The 16,364-nt window shown below is 71.3% G+C and carries 14 protein-coding genes and 3 pseudogenes; 7 read left to right on the top strand and 10 right to left on the bottom strand.

The annotated features are described in order from the left end of the window. Positions 1 to 82: 82 nt before the first annotated feature. The 5 genes and pseudogenes from ACYVLP_RS14485 to ACYVLP_RS14505 form a co-directional block, all read right to left on the bottom strand. Positions 83 to 1,006, bottom strand: coding sequence for a lysophospholipase (locus ACYVLP_RS14485; protein WP_460628044.1), 924 nt, complete (start codon positions 1,004 to 1,006; stop codon positions 83 to 85). 96 nt (positions 1,007 to 1,102) lie between these two features. Next, positions 1,103 to 3,283: an ATP-dependent DNA ligase gene (locus ACYVLP_RS14490; protein ID WP_460628045.1), complete on the bottom strand. Its 2,181-nt coding sequence runs from the start codon at positions 3,281 to 3,283 to the stop codon at positions 1,103 to 1,105. 376 nt (positions 3,284 to 3,659) lie between these two features. Next, positions 3,660 to 3,866 carry an HNH endonuclease signature motif containing protein gene (locus tag ACYVLP_RS14495; protein ID WP_460628152.1) on the bottom strand — a complete coding sequence of 69 codons (207 nt, stop codon included), beginning with the start codon at positions 3,864 to 3,866 and terminating at the stop codon, positions 3,660 to 3,662. Beyond that, positions 3,864 to 4,163 (bottom strand): annotated as a pseudogene (locus ACYVLP_RS14500) (DUF222 domain-containing protein); the annotation flags it as partial. The pseudogene ACYVLP_RS14500 and the gene ACYVLP_RS14495, both read right to left, overlap by 3 nt. 142 nt (positions 4,164 to 4,305) lie before the next feature. Then, positions 4,306 to 5,241 (bottom strand): annotated as a pseudogene (locus ACYVLP_RS14505) (hypothetical protein); the annotation flags it as partial. A gap of 301 nt (positions 5,242 to 5,542) precedes the next feature. On the opposite strand from ACYVLP_RS14505, the pseudogene ACYVLP_RS14510 reads away from it, so the two are divergent. Further along, positions 5,543 to 6,404, top strand: a pseudogene (locus ACYVLP_RS14510) (threonine/serine dehydratase). A 103-nt stretch (positions 6,405 to 6,507) separates the two neighbouring features. On the opposite strand, the gene ACYVLP_RS14515 reads toward ACYVLP_RS14510, so the two are convergent. After that, entirely contained in the window at positions 6,508 to 6,699 is a 192-nt protein-coding gene (locus ACYVLP_RS14515) for a hypothetical protein (protein ID WP_460628046.1), read from the bottom strand. A gap of 83 nt (positions 6,700 to 6,782) precedes the next feature. Here ACYVLP_RS14515 and ACYVLP_RS14520 point away from each other — a divergent pair, with 83 nt between their 5' ends. The 6 genes from ACYVLP_RS14520 to ptsP all read left to right on the top strand — a co-directional run bounded on the left by ACYVLP_RS14520 (position 6,783) and on the right by ptsP (position 13,573). Then, positions 6,783 to 7,442: a phosphodiesterase gene (locus ACYVLP_RS14520; RefSeq protein WP_460628047.1), complete on the top strand. Its 660-nt coding sequence runs from the start codon at positions 6,783 to 6,785 to the stop codon at positions 7,440 to 7,442. Positions 7,443 to 7,658: 216 nt separating this feature from the next. Then, positions 7,659 to 8,420 carry a DeoR/GlpR family DNA-binding transcription regulator gene (locus tag ACYVLP_RS14525; RefSeq protein WP_460628048.1) on the top strand — a complete coding sequence of 254 codons (762 nt, stop codon included), beginning with the start codon at positions 7,659 to 7,661 and terminating at the stop codon, positions 8,418 to 8,420. Next, positions 8,417 to 9,364, top strand: a complete 948-nt coding sequence (gene pfkB, locus ACYVLP_RS14530) for a 1-phosphofructokinase (RefSeq protein WP_460628049.1) — start codon at positions 8,417 to 8,419, stop codon at positions 9,362 to 9,364. Before ACYVLP_RS14525 ends, pfkB begins: the two co-directional genes overlap by 4 nt. Positions 9,365 to 9,380: 16 nt before the next feature. Continuing rightward, complete coding sequence (locus ACYVLP_RS14535) at positions 9,381 to 11,492, top strand: PTS fructose transporter subunit IIABC (protein ID WP_460628050.1); 2,112 nt, start codon at positions 9,381 to 9,383, stop codon at positions 11,490 to 11,492. A gap of 34 nt (positions 11,493 to 11,526) precedes the next feature. Continuing rightward, a complete protein-coding gene (locus ACYVLP_RS14540; protein WP_460628051.1) occupies positions 11,527 to 11,796 on the top strand; it encodes an HPr family phosphocarrier protein in 270 nt (89 codons plus the stop codon). Between the two features lie 10 nt (positions 11,797 to 11,806). Then, positions 11,807 to 13,573: a phosphoenolpyruvate--protein phosphotransferase gene (gene ptsP / locus ACYVLP_RS14545; protein ID WP_460628052.1), complete on the top strand. Its 1,767-nt coding sequence runs from the start codon at positions 11,807 to 11,809 to the stop codon at positions 13,571 to 13,573. A 96-nt stretch (positions 13,574 to 13,669) separates the two neighbouring features. On the opposite strand, the gene ACYVLP_RS14550 is transcribed toward ptsP, so the two are convergent. From ACYVLP_RS14550 to ACYVLP_RS14565, 4 genes are all read right to left on the bottom strand, one after another. Beyond that, complete coding sequence (locus ACYVLP_RS14550; RefSeq protein WP_460628053.1) at positions 13,670 to 14,377, bottom strand: dienelactone hydrolase family protein; 708 nt, start codon at positions 14,375 to 14,377, stop codon at positions 13,670 to 13,672. 102 nt (positions 14,378 to 14,479) lie between these two features. Beyond that, the gene (locus tag ACYVLP_RS14555; protein ID WP_460628054.1) at positions 14,480 to 14,953 is read right to left on the bottom strand and encodes a hypothetical protein; all 474 of its coding nucleotides are present in this window, start codon (positions 14,951 to 14,953) and stop codon (positions 14,480 to 14,482) included. 32 nt (positions 14,954 to 14,985) lie between these two features. Beyond that, entirely contained in the window at positions 14,986 to 15,510 is a 525-nt protein-coding gene (locus ACYVLP_RS14560) for a DoxX family membrane protein (protein ID WP_460628055.1), read from the bottom strand. A gap of 223 nt (positions 15,511 to 15,733) precedes the next feature. Beyond that, entirely contained in the window at positions 15,734 to 16,231 is a 498-nt protein-coding gene (locus ACYVLP_RS14565; protein WP_460628056.1) for a DUF6069 family protein, read from the bottom strand. Between the last annotated feature and the right edge of the window lie 133 nt (positions 16,232 to 16,364).

Consider the following 16,364-nt stretch of genomic DNA (forward strand, 5'->3'; position numbering starts at 1 on the left):
GCCCGGCCGGACGGCATAGGTCCTCTCGCCCGAGCGCCCGGGCGGACGGCAGACGTCCTCTGACCCGACCCGCCCCGGCGGATCAGGAGGAGGGCAGGTGGGCGTCCAGCCAGTCGACGATCTCGGTCTCGACCTCGTCGCGGTTCGTCTCGTTGAGGATCTCGTGCCGCGCTCCAGGCCACAGCGTCACGGTCACGTCGCTGACGCCGTGCCGCCGCAGCTGGTCGGCGACCTCGTGCACGCCCTTGCCCTTGTTTCCGACCGGGTCGGCGTCGCCTGACGCGAGGTGGATCGGCAGGTCCTTGGGCACGCGCGAGACGACCCGGTCGCTGTTCACCGCGGCGAGGCCCTTGAGCAGGTCGACGAACCCGCCCGCGGTGAAGACGAACCCGCAGTCGGGGTCGGCGATGTAGGCGTCGACCTCGGCCGGGTCCCGCGAGAGCCAGTCGAAGTCGGTGCGGGTCGGTTTGAACGCGGCGTTGTACTGACCGAACGTCAGCTTGTCCATCAGCCCGCTCGTGTGCTCGTGCCCGCGCAGCCGCGCCTGTGTCGTCGCGACGAGGACGCCCGCGCTGCCCAGCGGCCCGGCGCTGCCCGCGGTGCCCGACAGCACGAGGCCGGCGAGCTCGGTGCCGAACTGGGCGGCATACCCCCTGGCGAGGAACGAGCCCATGCTGTGCCCCACGAGGAAGACCGGCAGCCCCGGCTGCTCCTCGCGTGCCCGCTCGGTCACGGCATGCAGGTCGTCGATGACCGCCTGCCAGCCCTCCTGCTCGCCGAAGTTGCCGCGGGTGCCCTCGGTCTGCCCGTGCCCCCGGTGGTCGGCGGCGTACACGGCGTACCCGCCGGCGGTGAGGCGCTCGGCGAAGCGCGCATAGCGCGTCGAGTGCTCGGCCATCCCGTGCGCGAGCTGGACGACCGCCTTGGGCGTCGAGTCCGGCAGCCAGCGGTTGACGAACAGCGGAGTGCCGTCGGGGGCGACGAGGGTGAACGTGCTGCTCTGCATGGATCGTCCTCCGGGTCCGGGCGCCTTTGCCCGCACTGTATGCCGTCCGGCGGGATGTGCGTGCAGTGCCTCCAGCGCCGTCCCCCGACGCGATGCTCAGCGTCCCGCGGACAGCACGTCGGCGAGGTCGTAGTTCACCGGCTCCTCGAGCTGGGCGAACGTGCACGACTCCGGCTCGCGGTCCGGACGCCACCGCACGAACTGCGCCGTGTGGCGGAACCGCGCGCCCTCCATGTGGTCGTAGCGCACCTCGACGACCCGCTCGGGCCGCAGCGGCACGAACGACAGGTCCTTCTGGTTGTTCCACCGGGAGTACTCAGACGACCGCGGCGTGCGCACGCCACCCTCGGTCTCCGGCTGCGCCCAGTTCCACGGGTGCTCGTCCCATTCGGCGACGAGGGGCTGGAGCTCGTCGAGGAGCTCCTTGCGGCGCGCCATCGGGAACGCGCCGATCACTCCGACCGAGGCGAGGCGGCCGTCCTCGCCGTAGAGGCCGAGCAGCAGCGATCCGATCGCGTCGGGCCCGCTCTTGTGCACCCGGTAGCCGGCGACGACGCAGTCGGCCGTGCGCTCGTGCTTGATCTTGTACATGAGGCGCTTGTCCGGCTCGTAGAGCACGTCGACCGGCTTGGCGATGACGCCGTCGAGCCCGGCCCCCTCGAACTGGGTGAACCAGTCGCGGGCGACCGTCCGGTCGCTCGTCGCCGGGGTGAGATGGATGGGGTCCTTCGCGTTCGCGAGCGCCCGCTCCAAGGCTGCCCGCCGCTCGGCGAACGGCCGCTCGACGTACGACTCACCGTCCAGGGAGAGCAGGTCGAAGGCCACGAACGACGCCGGGGTCTCGGCCGCGAGCTTCTTCACCCGTGAAGCGGCCGGGTGGATGCGCTGCTGAAGCAGGTCGAAGTCGAGCCGGTCGCCGGACTCCGGCGAGACGAGCACGATCTCACCGTCGATCACGGCCCGGTCGGGGAAGTTCGCCTTGACCGCCTCGACGATGTCGGGGAAGTACCGCGTCATCGGCTTCTCGTTGCGCGAGCCGATCTCGACGAGGTCGCCCGACCGGAAGATGATCGACCGGAAGCCGTCCCACTTCGGCTCGTAGAGCACCTCGCCCTTCACGGCCCCGAAGTCCTTGACCGGCTTGGCCAGCATCGGGGGCACGGGCGGGACCACGGGGCCCCACACGTCGCGGAGCTCCGCGTCGCGCTCTGCCTTGGGTGCCATGTACTCCTCGTCCGACTTGTCCTGGCGGCGCTTGCTCGGCTGCACGCGGGGTGGCTCACCCGGCATCTTCGGGTAGTCCGGCGGGAAGTTCAGCTCACCCAGGCCTCGCTCGTTGATGTCCTTGTCCCACAAGGCGATCGCAGCGGCGACGTCACCGACGGCGTCGTCCATGCCGGCCCAGGCGTCACGGGTCGCCACGAGAGCGGGGACGGTGCGCACCGTCAGCTCGCGAGGGTCGACGTCGCGCAGCTCGTCCCAGGTCACCGGTGTCGACACCGGTGCGCCCGGGAGCGGGCGGGGCGAGTAGGCCGACGCGATCGTCCGGTCGCGACAGGCCTGGTTGAAGTCGACGAAGATACGCTCGCCGCGCTCCTCCTTCCACCACGAGGTGGTGACCAGGTCGGGCAGCCGGCGCTCCAGCTCGCGGGCGATCCCGATGACGCCGTGCCGGACCGCGAGGAACTCGTGCGTCGGTGCCACCCGGGCATAGACGTGCACGCCCCGGTTGCCTGAGGTCTTCGCCCACGCGGTGAGCCCGATCTCGGCCATCACCTCCCGGAGCGCGTATGCCGCCTCGACCGCGTCGCGGAAACCGCGCCCCGGCTGGGGGTCGAGGTCGATCCGCAGCTCGTCGGGGTTGTCGACGTTGCCGGTGCGCACGGGCCACGGATGGAAGGTGATCGTGTTCATCTGGGCCGCCCAGACGGCGCTCGCGACCTCGTCGATGACCAGCTGCGGGTGCCGTCGTCCGGACGGGTAGGTGCACATCACGGTGCGGGTCCACTCGGGCACGCCCTTGGGCGGGTTCTTGGAGAAGAACTCCTCGCCCTCGATCCCCTCAGGGAACCGCTGCAACGTCACAGGTCGGTCGCCGAGGGCATGCAGGAGCGGATCTCGCACGGCCACAAGGTATTCGGCCATGTCCAGCTTGGTGACGGGCCTGCCGTCGGCCATCCCGGAAGCGGGCCACAGCTCGCGATCGGGGCTCGACACCTTGACCTCGCGGACCCCATCGGGGCCGGGCGCTTCGACGACGGCGGGCTTCGCGCTCACCCGAGGATCGTAACCAGCCGCCGCCCCCGAAGCCCTTGTGTCACGCAGCAACACGTCCGGGGTGTGTTCTGGCTGTCCGGACCGCCGATGACGTCGCTCGCGCGGTCGTCCTACGAACCAACTACGCCAGGGAGTGCCGCTACCCGTGGCGCGGAACCGCGCCCCCTTGGCGCGATCTACCTCGTCGGCGCTGGCGCCGGCGCGCACGATGCGCGGCTTCCTGCCCGATCTTGGTTGCCGGGGCGCGCCGGCCAACTCGGCGATAGTGATGTCGCCGATCCCTGTGAAACCTTGGGCCTCGCGCATCTTGACCGTAGCGACTCGGTGTGCAGCCCTGGGGCCCCGCCGGCGGTGGGCGGGGTGTGGGGCGGTGCAGCTAGAGGTGCCAGGTGATGCCGGTGTCGGTGACGGTGGCGGTGAGGTTGCGTTGGTGCACGAGGGTGTGGTGGCGGCCGCAGAGGAGGGCGCCGTTGGTCAGGTTGGTGGGGCCGCCGTCGGCCCAGTGGGTGATGTGGTGGGCTTCGGTCCATTGGGGTGGGATGGTGCAGCCGGGGTAGGAGCAGCCGTGGTCGCGGCGGGCCAGGGCGTGGCGTTGGGCGGGGGTGAAGAGGCGTTCGGTGCGGCCTAGGTCCAGGGTTTCCGAGGGTCCGCCGAGGATGGTGGGGATGATGCCGGCTTCGCAGGCCAGGCGGCGGACGGTGCCGGGGGACAGGGTGGCGTCGTTGGCGCAGATGCCGGCGCCGCGGAGCTGGCCGAGCAGGGCTTGCAGGGTGATGGTGATGACCAGCTGGGTGCGGGGGGTGCGGGTGACGCCGTGGGGGGCGGCCACGGCGCGTCCGATGAGTTCGAGCAGGGCGTCGGCTCGGCGGGTCGAGGCGGTGCGCGGGTCCCGCTGACCAGGCCCGTGGCCGGCCGGTGCGTGCCCAGAGCCAGGGCCGGCCTCGCCCCGTTCGGTCGTGCTGGGGGTGTTGGTGGGGGGTGCAGTGGTGGTCGGGTCGGGGTCGGGCCAGGGGGTCGATGGCGGCGTCGAGGATGGCGGCGCCTTCGGGGTCCAGGCGGAGCCGGTACTCGGTGTAGGCGGTGGTGGTCCGGATCCGGGTCAGGGCCCGGCCGAGCCGCATCGCGGTGTCGGTGGCGTCGAGCTCGGCGGGGGGTTTGAGCGAGGCGCGGGCGTGCGCGGCGAGCCGGCCCAGCTCGCGCACGGACAGCACGTCGCAGGAGTCGGCCATGGCGGTGGTGATGTCGCGAAGGTGCTCGGGGTCCGCGACCCGGGCCAGGTCGTCGTGGAACCGCAGGATCGGCGCGGCCTGGCTGGTGGTGACCTGTCCGGCGGTGACCCCGGCGGCGAGCCGGGTCCACAACGGCCCACCCCCTGCCCCGATCCCAGCGCCGACCCCGTCGCCATCGGTGACCCCGTCGATTCCGTCGACTCCGTCGACTCCGTCGGCCATGCCGGTGGTTTCGGGGACGTTGGCGGTGACGTTGCAGGCGGTGAGGGCGTTGGTGGTGGCGACCGCGGCGGCGACCCGGGCCAGCGCGGGCGCGGCGGCCGGTTCCAGGTCGGGGGCCATGGTGCGCAGCCAGTCGGCCGGGGAGAGCCCGTGCGTGGTGGCCAGACCGCGGGAGTCGGCCTCGGCGGCCAGCCGCACGGTCAGGGTGTCAGCCAGGGCCCGGAGCCGTTGGGCCTTGCCCAGGGCCTGGCCGACGTGGGCCTCGGGCAGCGACCAGGTCGGGTAGTCCAGCGTCTGCTGCATCGTGGCCAGCAGCGAGTCCAGTGTCCCGGCCAGACCATCTGTCTCACCAGTCTCGGCCGTCTCGGCGGCCTCGGCGGTCTCACGGTTCTCGACGCGGTTGACGGGCTTGAAGGGGTCGGCGTGATCGAGCCGTGGCGCTGGGGCACCGCTGCCGGGCGCGGCCAGGGGTGGCGTGTCGCGCTCGGTATCGGTGCCGGTGTGCATGTCTCCAGGATAGAAGCCACCACTGACAACCGAACGCAAACCGCATCTCAACTAGGCAAACTCAGACAAGATCCGACCACCGTTGTGGATGACCGCAGCTGCCTGTGACCTCCAATCGCGATCCCAGCTTCTGTGAGCAGGCACCTGCCAGATGCGGAGGCCAGGTGTCAGGAGCTCGCAGTGGGCTCCGAGAAGGGTCGCATCATGCTGGACCGCGATACTTGGGCGCGTGAGGGTCACGAGGGACGATGTACGGGCGGCCGCTGGCCGGATCGCGGGACGCGTGAGACGTACGCCCTTGATGCCGCCTGCTGGCCGGGACTCAGTCTGGCTCAAGTGCGAATTTCTCCAGCACTGTGGCGTGTTCAAGACTCGGGGCGCCTTCAACCGCCAGCTCGCAGCGCTCGAAACCGGCGAGATCGGCGACGTCGGCATCGTCGTCGCGTCAGGCGGGAACGCCGGGCTGGCGCACGCATTTGTCGCGCGCGAGCTGGGCGTCCGGGCCACCGTCTTCGTGCCGGAGATAGCGCCAGAAGTCAAGGTCGAGCTCATCCGCAGCTATGGCGCTGATGTGAGACGGGCGGGCACCGAATATGCCGAGGCCTACCAAGCCGCTGTCGAGTTCGGAAAGGAGAGCGGCGCGGCATTCGCCCACGCCTACGATCAGCTCGAAGTCGCGGCAGGGGCCGGCAACCCTGTGCGAGGAGATCTTCGAGGACGAGCTGTCCATCGACACGGTGATTATCGCGGTCGGCGGCGGCGGTCTCTACGCCGGAGTCGCGGCGACGGCCTTCGGCCGGGCGCGGGTCGTCGCGGTCGAGCCGGAGCGCTGCCCCACGCTGAACCGCGCTATGGCCGCCGGGCAAGCCGTCGATGTTGAGGTTTCGGGCGTCGCAGCAGACTCGCTCGGTGCCCGGCGGGTCGGCGCCCTGGCGTTCGCAGCGCTGGAGGCCGAGCCGCCGATCTCGGTCCTCGTCACCGACGACGACATCATCGACGCGCGAGAACGGCTGTGGAGCGAGTACCGCATCGCGTCCGAGTTCGGTGCAGCGGCGGCATACGCTGCGCTGTCCTCGGGCCGGAAGCCGCGTCACGACGAGCGTGTCGCGGTCGTCATCTGCGGCGCCAACACCGACCCGGCGACGCTGACCCGGCGACGCTGACCCGGCGACGCTGACCCGGCGACGCTGACCCGGCGACGCTGACCCGGCGACGCTGACCCGGCAACGCCGCCCCGGCAACGCCGCCCCGGGGCGAGGCGTCGGCTCAGGCCCTGCTGCGACTGCCGCGAAGCACCAGCGCGAGCCCGGCAAGCGCGACGATCGGGCCGACAACCGCCCACAGGGTCTGCCCTGACATGGCGCTGCCACCGATGACCCCGAGTCCTTGCAGCATCCAGACGAGCCCCATGGCCACGAGCAGCAGTCCCACCACGATGAGGACCGGTGATCTTTTCATGAGTCGAGTCTCACACCTTTCGCAGGTGTGACGACGACCATGGCCGACCGGGTATCTCTTGACTGTCGCGGGAGACTTGTGAGGTGACCATGGACCTCGGCACGCGGATGGGCGGGGGAGTGCTGGCCACGACCCTCGGTGCCGCCACGGGCGGGCAGCGCAAGACGCTGCATGCCTGGGGACGGACCTACCTCGGGGCGGTGCGCATCGATGCTCCGATGCCGGACCTGGCGATCCCGCTCGTCGAGGACCGCGGCGTCCACCGCTGCACCGTCCGGTTCTCGCGGGCCCTGTCCACGCCGGCGGGCTGGTGGGACATCGGCGGGGTGGCCGTGCGCATCCCGGAGGCGGGCTGCTCCGGCGGGCCTGCCGACCTGTGGTTCACGACGACCGGGGCCGGGCGGGTCTCGCGGCACGTTCCCCGGCCGACCCGGCGACCGTCGACGGGACCACTCACCACGATGCTGCCGACCCGCGCGGCGGCCGGCTGCAGCGTGGCGCTCATGGTTGCCCCGATGACTGAGGGTGAGCCTCCGAGGGAGTACGAGCTGAGCATCTCGGTGGGGGGCTCTCCGTGGTTCCCGATCGGGCTGCTGCACATTCAGCACGAGGTCCCGGACGAGCCCACCCGCTACGACCCCGTCGTCGACGAGCTCGACGGCACGACGGTGCCGCCGTGGGTCGTGGCACTTCGCGAGCCAGGGCACCTGTGGGCCCGGCGGCATACCTCGCCCCCCACGTGACCGTGTAGCCACCGGCAGCCCGCGACGAAGGGGGACCGAACCACCCTTATCGCATGAAGCCACCCGTGCGCGGGTGGCTTCACGCTGGAAGGGCGGCTTCGGCACCAGGCCGTCACTGCGAAACCACAGAAACGGGCGCCCGTATCTATTTACATCTGCCTGATTGAGTGGTTTCATGGTGGGCAAGCACCACCAACACCGGACGAAGGGGTCCCCGTGTACGCAGCGGAGCGGCAGCAGCGGATCATGGTCGAGGCGCGCCGCGCCGGCCGAGTCGAGGTGAGCGCACTCGCCGACTCCCTCGGCGTCGCTGCCGAGACGGTCCGTCGCGACCTGTCGGCCCTGGAGCGGCGGGGGTCGCTGCGCAGGGTCCACGGGGGTGCCATCCCGGTCGAGCGGCTCGAGGTCGAGCCGAGTCTCGCGACCCGGTTCGGGCGCCTGGCCGACGTGAAGCGGCGGATCGCCGCGCGGGCCCTCGACGAGATCCCCGCGGGCGGCAGCATCCTGCTCGACTCCGGGTCCACCACCCAGGTCGTGGCCGAGCTCCTGCCGGCAGAGGCCGAGCTGACCGTCCTGACCAACAGCATCGCCGTCGCGACCACCCTCTCGTCGCACCGAGGTGTCAGCCTCTACCTGCTCGGCGGACGAGTCCGCAGCACGACGGGAGCAGCCGTCGGCGACTGGACCACCAGCGCCCTGGCCGATGTCGCCGTCGACGTCGCCTTCGTGGGGACCAACGGGATCTCCGTCCAGCGCGGACTGACCACCCCCGACCAGGCCGAGGCGGTCGTCAAGCGGGCCATGGTCAAGGCCGGTCGCTCGTGCGTCGTCCTCACCGACTCGAGCAAGGCCGGTGACGACCACCTGCACCGGTTCGCCGGCCTCGACGACGTCGACGTCCTCATCACCGACAGCGACCTCGACGACGAGCTCGTCACCGGCTTCCGGGCCTCGGGCCTGCGGGTGGTGACGGCATGATCGTCACGCTGACCCCCAACCCGAGCGTCGACCGCGCCGTCGTCATCGACGCCCTCCGCCGTGGCGAGGTCCACCGCGCCACCGACAGCCGGATCGACCCGGGCGGCAAGGGAGTCAACGTCTCCCGTGCGATCGCCGCGCAGTCCGGGGAGACGGTCGCGGTCCTCCCGGTCGGCGGCCCGGAAGGGCATCTGCTCGAGGAGCTCCTCGACGCGGCGGGCGTGGCCCGTCGCAGCGTTCCCGTCTCCGGGACGGTCCGGATGAACATCACCGTGCTCGAGCCCGACGGCACCACCACCAAGCTCAACGAGCCGGGTCCCACCCTGACCGCAGACGAGGTCGACGCCCTGCTCGGAGCGACGCTCGAGCTCGCCCAGGGTGCCGACTGGGTCGTCGGCTGCGGAAGCCTCCCTCCCGGCGCCCCCACCGACCTGTATGCCGTCCTCGTCGGCCTCGTGCGCGAGCGTGGCGGACATGTGGCGATCGACTCGTCCGGTGCGCCGATGGCGACCGCCCTCGCGGCCAAGCCGTCGCTCATCAAGCCCAACCACGAGGAGCTCGCCGAGGCCGTGGGCCACACGCTCCCGACACTCGGCGACGTCCGTGACGCCGCGCGCGACCTGGTCCGCGACGGCATCGACACCGTCGCGGTGAGCCTCGGTCGCGACGGCGCGCTGCTCGTCACGCCGGAAGAGGTCGTCCACGCCACGGCGACGATCAGCAACCCCCTGTCCACCGTGGGGGCCGGCGACTGCATGCTCGCCGGTCTGCTCCACGGCCTGTCGAGCGGCCTGAGTGCCGCCGACGCCCTCATGAGCGGTGTCGCCTGGGGCGCGGCAGCCGTCACCCTCCCGGGAAGCCGGGTCCCCTCACCTGGGGATCTCATCGGCATACCCGTGGACCTCTACCGCAGCCCCGACTTCAGCCGGGTTCTGTCTCACTGAGCCGGAAAGGAAACTCATGTCCCTCATCACCGAACAGCAGGTCGTCCTCGACCTCACCGGTGCCGACCGCCACGAGGCGACCCGAGCGCTCGGTGAGCGGCTCGTCGCGTCCGGGCGCTGCACCGACCTGTCCGCCTTCCTCGATGACGTCCGCAAGCGCGAGGAGACCATGGCCACCGGTCTGCCCGGCGGCATCGGCATCCCGCACGCCCGCAGCGCCGCCATCACCGAGCCGTCGCTCGTCTTCGGACGCTCCACCGACGGCATCGACTGGGGCGCCAAGGACGGCCCCGCCAGGCTCATCTTCCTCATCGCGGCCCCCGAGGGCGGCGGCGACGCGCACATGCAGATGCTGCCGAAGCTCGCGCGTGCCCTGATGAAGAAGGACTTCAAGGAGGCGCTCGCATCGGCTACGACCGAGGCCGAGGTGGTGCGGATCGTCAGCGCGGAGGTCGAGCTCGACCAGCCGGCGGCCGCAGCTGCGGCGCCTGCCACGACGGGCGGGGTCACTGCAGCGGCCGCGGCCGGTGCGGTCGCTGACCGGACCGGAGCGGCCGGCGGCGCCACGGCGACCGCGACCGCACCGAAGCGTTCGCTCACCCTGGTCGGGGTCACGTCGTGCCCCACCGGCATCGCGCACACCTACATGGCGGCCGAGGGCCTGGAGAACGCAGCCAAGGCGGCCGGTCACACCATGAAGGTCGAGACCCAGGGCTCGGCCGGGTCGAAGCCGCTCAGCGCCGCCGAGATCGCGGCGGCGGACGCGGTCATCTTCGCCCACGACCTGCCCGTCAAGGACGCCGGGCGCTTCGCCGGCAAGCCCACCATCGACGTGGGTGTGAAGCGTGGCATCTCGGACGGGGCTCAGCTCGTCGCCCAGGCCGAGGAGCTCGTCGCGGAGTGGGACGCCGACCCGGCCAAGGCCGAGGCCGCCCGGGCGGCGGCGGCCGGAGCGCCTGGCTCAGGCGGGCTCGTCACGAAGGTCGACGAGACCGCGGGACTCGGCACCCGCATCCGCCAGTGGCTCATGACCGGTGTGTCCTACATGATCCCGTTCGTCGCGGCGGGCGGCATCCTCATCGCGCTGTCGTTCATGCTCTCGCAGGTCTCCCTCGGCGAGGAGGGCCCGATCGAGATCGTCAAGTACAACCTCACGAGCCACGACCAGTACAACATCGCCCAGAACTTCAGCATCGGCAGTCTGACGGCCTGGGCAGGGTTGCTCTACGTGATCGGTGCGGCCTCGTTCGGCTTCCTCGTGCCGATCCTGTCGGGCTTCATCGCCTTCGCCATCGCCGACCGCCCGGGTCTCGTCCCCGGCATCGTCGGCGGCTCCGTGGCGTTCACGATGGGCGCCGGCTTCCTCGGCGGCATCGTGACCGGCCTCCTCGGCGGCTTCGTCGCCCGGTGGATCGCAAGCTGGAACGTCGCCAAGGGCGTGCGCGGCGTCATGCCGGTGGTCGTCATCCCGCTGCTGTCGGCCTTCATCACGCTCGGCCTGTTCATCGTCGTGCTGGGCCGGCCGATCGCCAACCTCACCACCGCGCTCAACAACTGGCTCAACGGCATGTCCGGGACCAGCGCCCTCGTGCTCGGCGCGATCCTCGGCGCGATGATGGGCTTCGACCTCGGTGGCCCGGTCAACAAGGTCGCGTACGCGTTCGCCACGACCGGTCTCGCCGCTGCCGGCGCCGCGACCGACGCGCCGCAGCTGAAGATCATGGCTGCCGTGATGTGCGCCGGCATGGTGGCGCCGCTCGCGATGGCGCTGTCCACGGTCGTCCGTCCGCATCTCTTCTCCGAGCCCGAGCGGGAGAACGGCAAGGCAGCATGGCTGCTCGGCGCGTCGTTCATCTCCGAAGGCGCGATCCCGTTCGCAGCGGTCGACCCGGTGCGCGTCATCGCATCGTCAGTGGTCGGCTCCGCCGTGGCCGGCTCGCTGGCCATGGTGTTCGGCGCGACCCTGCGGGCTCCCCACGGCGGCATCTGGGTGCTGCCGCTCATCGGCAACTTCCTGCTCTTCCTGCTCGCTCTCGTCATCGGCGTCGTCGTCATGGCGGCGATCGTCGTCGCGCTGAAGTCTCGCGAGCACAACCTCGCCGAGGTCGAAGCGGCGGCTACCGTCTGAGACCTGACCACCACACCTCGAAGGAGACCCAAACATGTCGACTCGCACCGTCACCATCGCCTCCTCCGTCGGGCTGCACGCGCGCCCTGCGGCGCTCTTCGTGGAAGCCGCCACCAACTCCGGCCTCGACGTCGAGATCAGCCGTCCGGGTGAGGACCCGGTCGACGCGACGAGCATCCTGGGGGTCATGGCCCTCGGCGCCAAGCACGGCGAAGAGGTGGTCCTCTCCGCGGACGGCGACGGCGCCGACGCCGCGCTCGACTCGCTCGTCGAGCTCCTCTCCCGAGACCTCGACGCCGAGTAGGAGGCCGACCATGGCGGGCACCGCAGGCGGCACTGGCGCCGACGTAGGGGCGCAGGCCACGGCCGGGACCTCCGGCCAGGCGGACGGGCAGACGGTGCAGACGCGGCCGACGCTGCACGGTATCGGTGTCAGCCCGGGCACGGCATACGGGCCGGTGGTGCAGGTCGCGCCACCGGTCCGGCCCCCGGCCGACGAGCCGGCGGCAGCAGACCACGATGCCGCGCTCGCCGACGTCAAGGCGGCCCTCGAGTCGGTCGCGGTGTCCCTCGAGGCACGCGCTGCCGCGGCCGACGAGACGGCGCAGCAGATCCTCAAGGCGACCGCGCTCATCGCGCGCGACAAGGGGCTGGCCAAGGCGGCCGACAAGCAGCTGAGCCGGGGCCACGGCCCGGCCACGTCGATCGCCAACGCCGTCGAGGAGTATGCCGTCCAGTTCGAAGCGCTCGGAGGATACTTCGCCGAGCGGGTCACCGACCTGCGCGACGTGGGGTCGCGTGCGGTGGCCGCCGTCCTCGGCGTCCCTGCGCCGGGGGTGCCCGACTTCAGCGAACCGAGCGTCATCGTGGCCGAGGACCTCGCGCCCGCCGAGACCGCCACGCTCGACCGTGCGCTCGTCGTCGGCATCATCACCCAGGCCGGTGGGCGGACGAGCCACACCGCGATCCTCGCCGCCCAGATGGGCATCCCGGCCGTCGTCCAGCTGTCCGGGGCGACCGGCATACCGGCTGGGACACCGGTCGCTCTGGACGGCGACACCGGTGAGGTCGCGATCAACCCCGACCCGAGCCTGGTCGAGGAGCAGCGGGTGCGGCGCGAGCGCCGCGCGGCCGCACTGGCGCAGCTGTCGGGGCCGGGCGCGACGAAGGACGGCCTCCGGGTCGCCCTCCTGGCGAACATCGGCGGCGTCGACGACGCGGTCGCGGCGGGAGCGCTGGACCTCGAGGGCGTCGGCCTGTTCCGCACCGAGTTCGTGTTCTTGTCCGCGGACAAGGCGCCCACGGTCGAAGAGCAGGCTGACATCTACCGCAAGGTGCTCGCGCCGTTCGGCGAGCGCCGCGTCGTCGTCCGCACGCTCGACGCCGGCGCGGACAAGCCGCTGGCGTTCGCCGACCTCGGCCCGGAGGAGAACCCGGCACTCGGCCGTCGTGGCCTCCGTCTCTCGGCCGAGCGCCCGGACCTGCTCGACGCCCAGCTCGAGGCGCTCGCCGTCGCCGCGCGCGAGACCGGCGCCGACGTGCGCGTCATGGCGCCGATGGTCGCGACGGTCGAGGAGGCGGCCTGGTTCGCCCGGCGGGTCCGCGAGAACGGCCTGCCCAAGGCGGGCGTCATGATCGAGGTGCCGGGCGCTGCCCTGCGCGCGGCGGACGTGCTGGGCGAGGTCGACTTCGGCAGCCTCGGCACGAACGACCTCGCGCAGTACACCATGGCCGCCGACCGGATGCAGGGCGAGCTGTCCGACCTGCTCGACCCGTGGCAGCCCGCGGTGCTCGACGTCGTGGCGGCCGCGTGCGAGGGCGCCCGCAGGGTCGGCCGACCGATCGGGGTCTGTGGCGAGTCTGCCGGTGACCCGCTGCTGGCTCTCGTGCTCGTCGGGCTCGGCGCCTCCAGCCTCTCCATGGCGCCGACCAAGGTGCCAGTCGTGCGGCTCGCGCTCTCGCTGCACACCCAGCTCGACTGTCAGGGGCTGGCTGCCGCGGCCCGAGCCGCGCGGACGGCGCGGGAGGCCTACGAGTCCGTGCACGCCAAGGCGAAAGCCGAGCTGGCCGCCCTGCTCTAGGCAGCGGGGGGCGCAGCGGCCACTCGACTGGACAGACCCACACCCACCCGTCGAGTGGCCTTGCCGTCACATGCCGCTGCCCAAGCCAAGTGGGGCCTAGAGCGGGAGGTGCTCGCGGAGGAAGTCGACCGTCCGGTCCCAGGCGAGTCTCGAGGCCTCCGGGTGGTGCCACGGCATGTCGTCGTTGTCGAAGGCGTGGTCCGCACCGGGGTAGGTCACGACGGTTGTCTCGGGCTGGGTCTCCAGGGAGGCTTCGATCTTGCGGACGGTCGCGGTGTCGATGAAGGAGTCGTCGAGCCCGAAGTGGTGCAGGCTCGGGGCCGTGACGGTCATCAGGTCGTGCAGGCCGGGCAGCGCCGAGCCGTAGTACGACACGAGAGCGTCGATCGGACCGGCCTCCTCGGCCTCGAGGTGTGCCGCCACGTTGTAGCCCACCCCGCCGCCGAAGCAGAAGCCGACGAGGCCGACGCCGCCGACGACCTCCGCGCGGTCACGCAGCGAGGTGACCGTCGCTGTGGTGTCGAGGACAGCCGCCTGCCAGTCGAGGCGCTGGACGAGGCCCATGCCCTGCTGGAGCGCATCCTCGCCCTCGACCGGTCCGGTGACACCCAGGCGCCAGAAGAGCTCTGGGGCGACGACGACGTAGCCGATCTCGGCGAGCTGCGCGGCACGTCGCTGGACGTAGGCGCTCACCCCGAAGATCTCCTGCACCAGGACGATGCCGGGCCCGGTGCCGCTCGGCGGCAGCCAGAGGTGGGCCGGCATGTCGCCGGCGTCGGTCCGGACCGTGATGTCTTCGCTCATGACGCCATACAACCCCAGACCGGCCCGGTGGCGGGGCAGAGACACGACTCGGCCCGGCGGCATACGTCATGTTTCGTATGCCGCCGGGCCGAGGGCTCGGGGTCAGGCCAGGCGCCGCTGGGCGCGGAGCTCGAGCAGTCTGGATTCGTAGGCGCGGACGCGGTCAGCGAGGCGCTCGTGCTCGTGCTCGTGCCGGCGAAGGAGGACCACGAGGCGGACCACGGCCACAGTCATGGCCGCGCCGAGGGCCCACATCGTCATGACCTGGATCGGGGTCGTCGTGCGTCCGGTCGCGACCAGGACGAGCAGTCCGGCGAAGGCACCGATGACGACGACGAAGAGTCCGCCGACCTGGCGGCCCGTGGACCGTCCGGTCGCGTCGAGCGCGCCCTTGGCGTACGCGCGCTCCTCACGGGCGGCGGTCCGGTGCAGGTACGTCGCGGCGGGGAAGCGGTGAGTCGCCTTGCGAGAGAGGGGACGCGGCCTCATGTTGTGGTCCCACGGGCTCTCCTCGGCGAGCGGCTGGGAGGCGAAGTCAGCGGTCTGCCAGGTGACGGGGTGGGTCTGGACGGACATGGAGCTCCTTCTCTCTGACGTCACGGCCCGCGTCAGGCGTCGTCGCGGGACTTGAGGTCCGAGCCGAGGGCGTAGGCGCCGACGACCAGGGCCGAGGCCGCGATGACGATGTCCTTGAGCACGTACTGGCCCATGATCGTCGGACCGTGCGGGAAGAGGTCGGCCGTGAAGAGGGCGAGCGGCGACATGATGCCGATGAGCGCGGCGCCGAGCATGACGATGCCGAAGCGCAGGAACTTGCCGGTCAGCAGGATCAGGCCGATCACCGTCTCGGTCACCGCGGTGAGCAGCACGGCGTTGTGGCCGGAGACCATTCCGAAGGTCAGCCGGTCCAGGGTGGCCGACGCGATCTGCTCGGCGGGGCTGTAGCCAGGGAAGAACTTCAGGACGCCGAAGCCGAGGAAGACCAGGCCGAGGCTGATCCGCAGTGCGTGGATGCTGTAGGTGTTGAGGAAGACGTGAAGCCTGCGGACGGCGCCGTCGACGAGCGAGCGGGCCGAGGTGACCGAGCCGGACCGGGTGATGCGAGCGGGGCGGTCGATGACGAGCTGCGACATGTTCGGTTTCTCCTTGACGTGGGTCTATGGCACGTCAGAAGCGCCCGCGGTCCCGGAGATACTCACGGGGGCCGCAGTTGAGTCGAACTACCTAGAATGAAGCAGGGCCTTCAGGGGCAAAACGGACGACGTGCTCGACCGCCGGCGTGGTGCCTGATTCTCTTGACACCCAGGGGGATTGGGGACTCGCGGCGGGAGCGCAGCGCCGCCTCGTCAGGCAGGCTCAGCGGTCGAGGGTCCCCTGGTCGACCACGGTGCGGGCGATGACGGCCGACAGCAGCGAGCCCACGCAGATCCCGAGCACGAGGTTGATGATCGCGACCGTGGCCTTGTCGGACATCGAACCCGAACGGGTGAACGGGATGACGAACCCGGCCACCGTGAAGAGGCCGACGATCCACCCGAAGAACACGGTCGGCCGGGGCGTCGACAGCGAGAGCAGGTGGGCCAGCCCCGTTGCGGCCAGGGCCAGGAGTGCCGCCGTGAGGGCGTAGTTGGCAGTCAGCGACTGGAAGGGTGACAGGATCACGGCCGCGCCGCTGAGGTTCCGGTTGAGGATGTTCTGCCCGATGAGGACGCCGATCCAGGCCACGAGCGCCGCCACGACCGCGGTCGCGGCGCCTCCGGACCACAGGCGCGGGACGTCGATCACCATGCGTGGCGAGGTGCGTGCGTACTGGTCCGGGCGGCGGATCGGGTCGGAGCCGGGCTGGTACGACATGTGAGCCTCCTGGCGGCTGAGAGGCACCGCGCTGATGGTTCTTCGATACTACGAGGCAAACGTCCCTCACCGGACGGGACTCGTCGAGGCTCGTCGGGCGCGGCGCGTATGGGGCACGAGCTGATCACTCGAC

The organism is Intrasporangium mesophilum, from assembly GCF_054783095.1.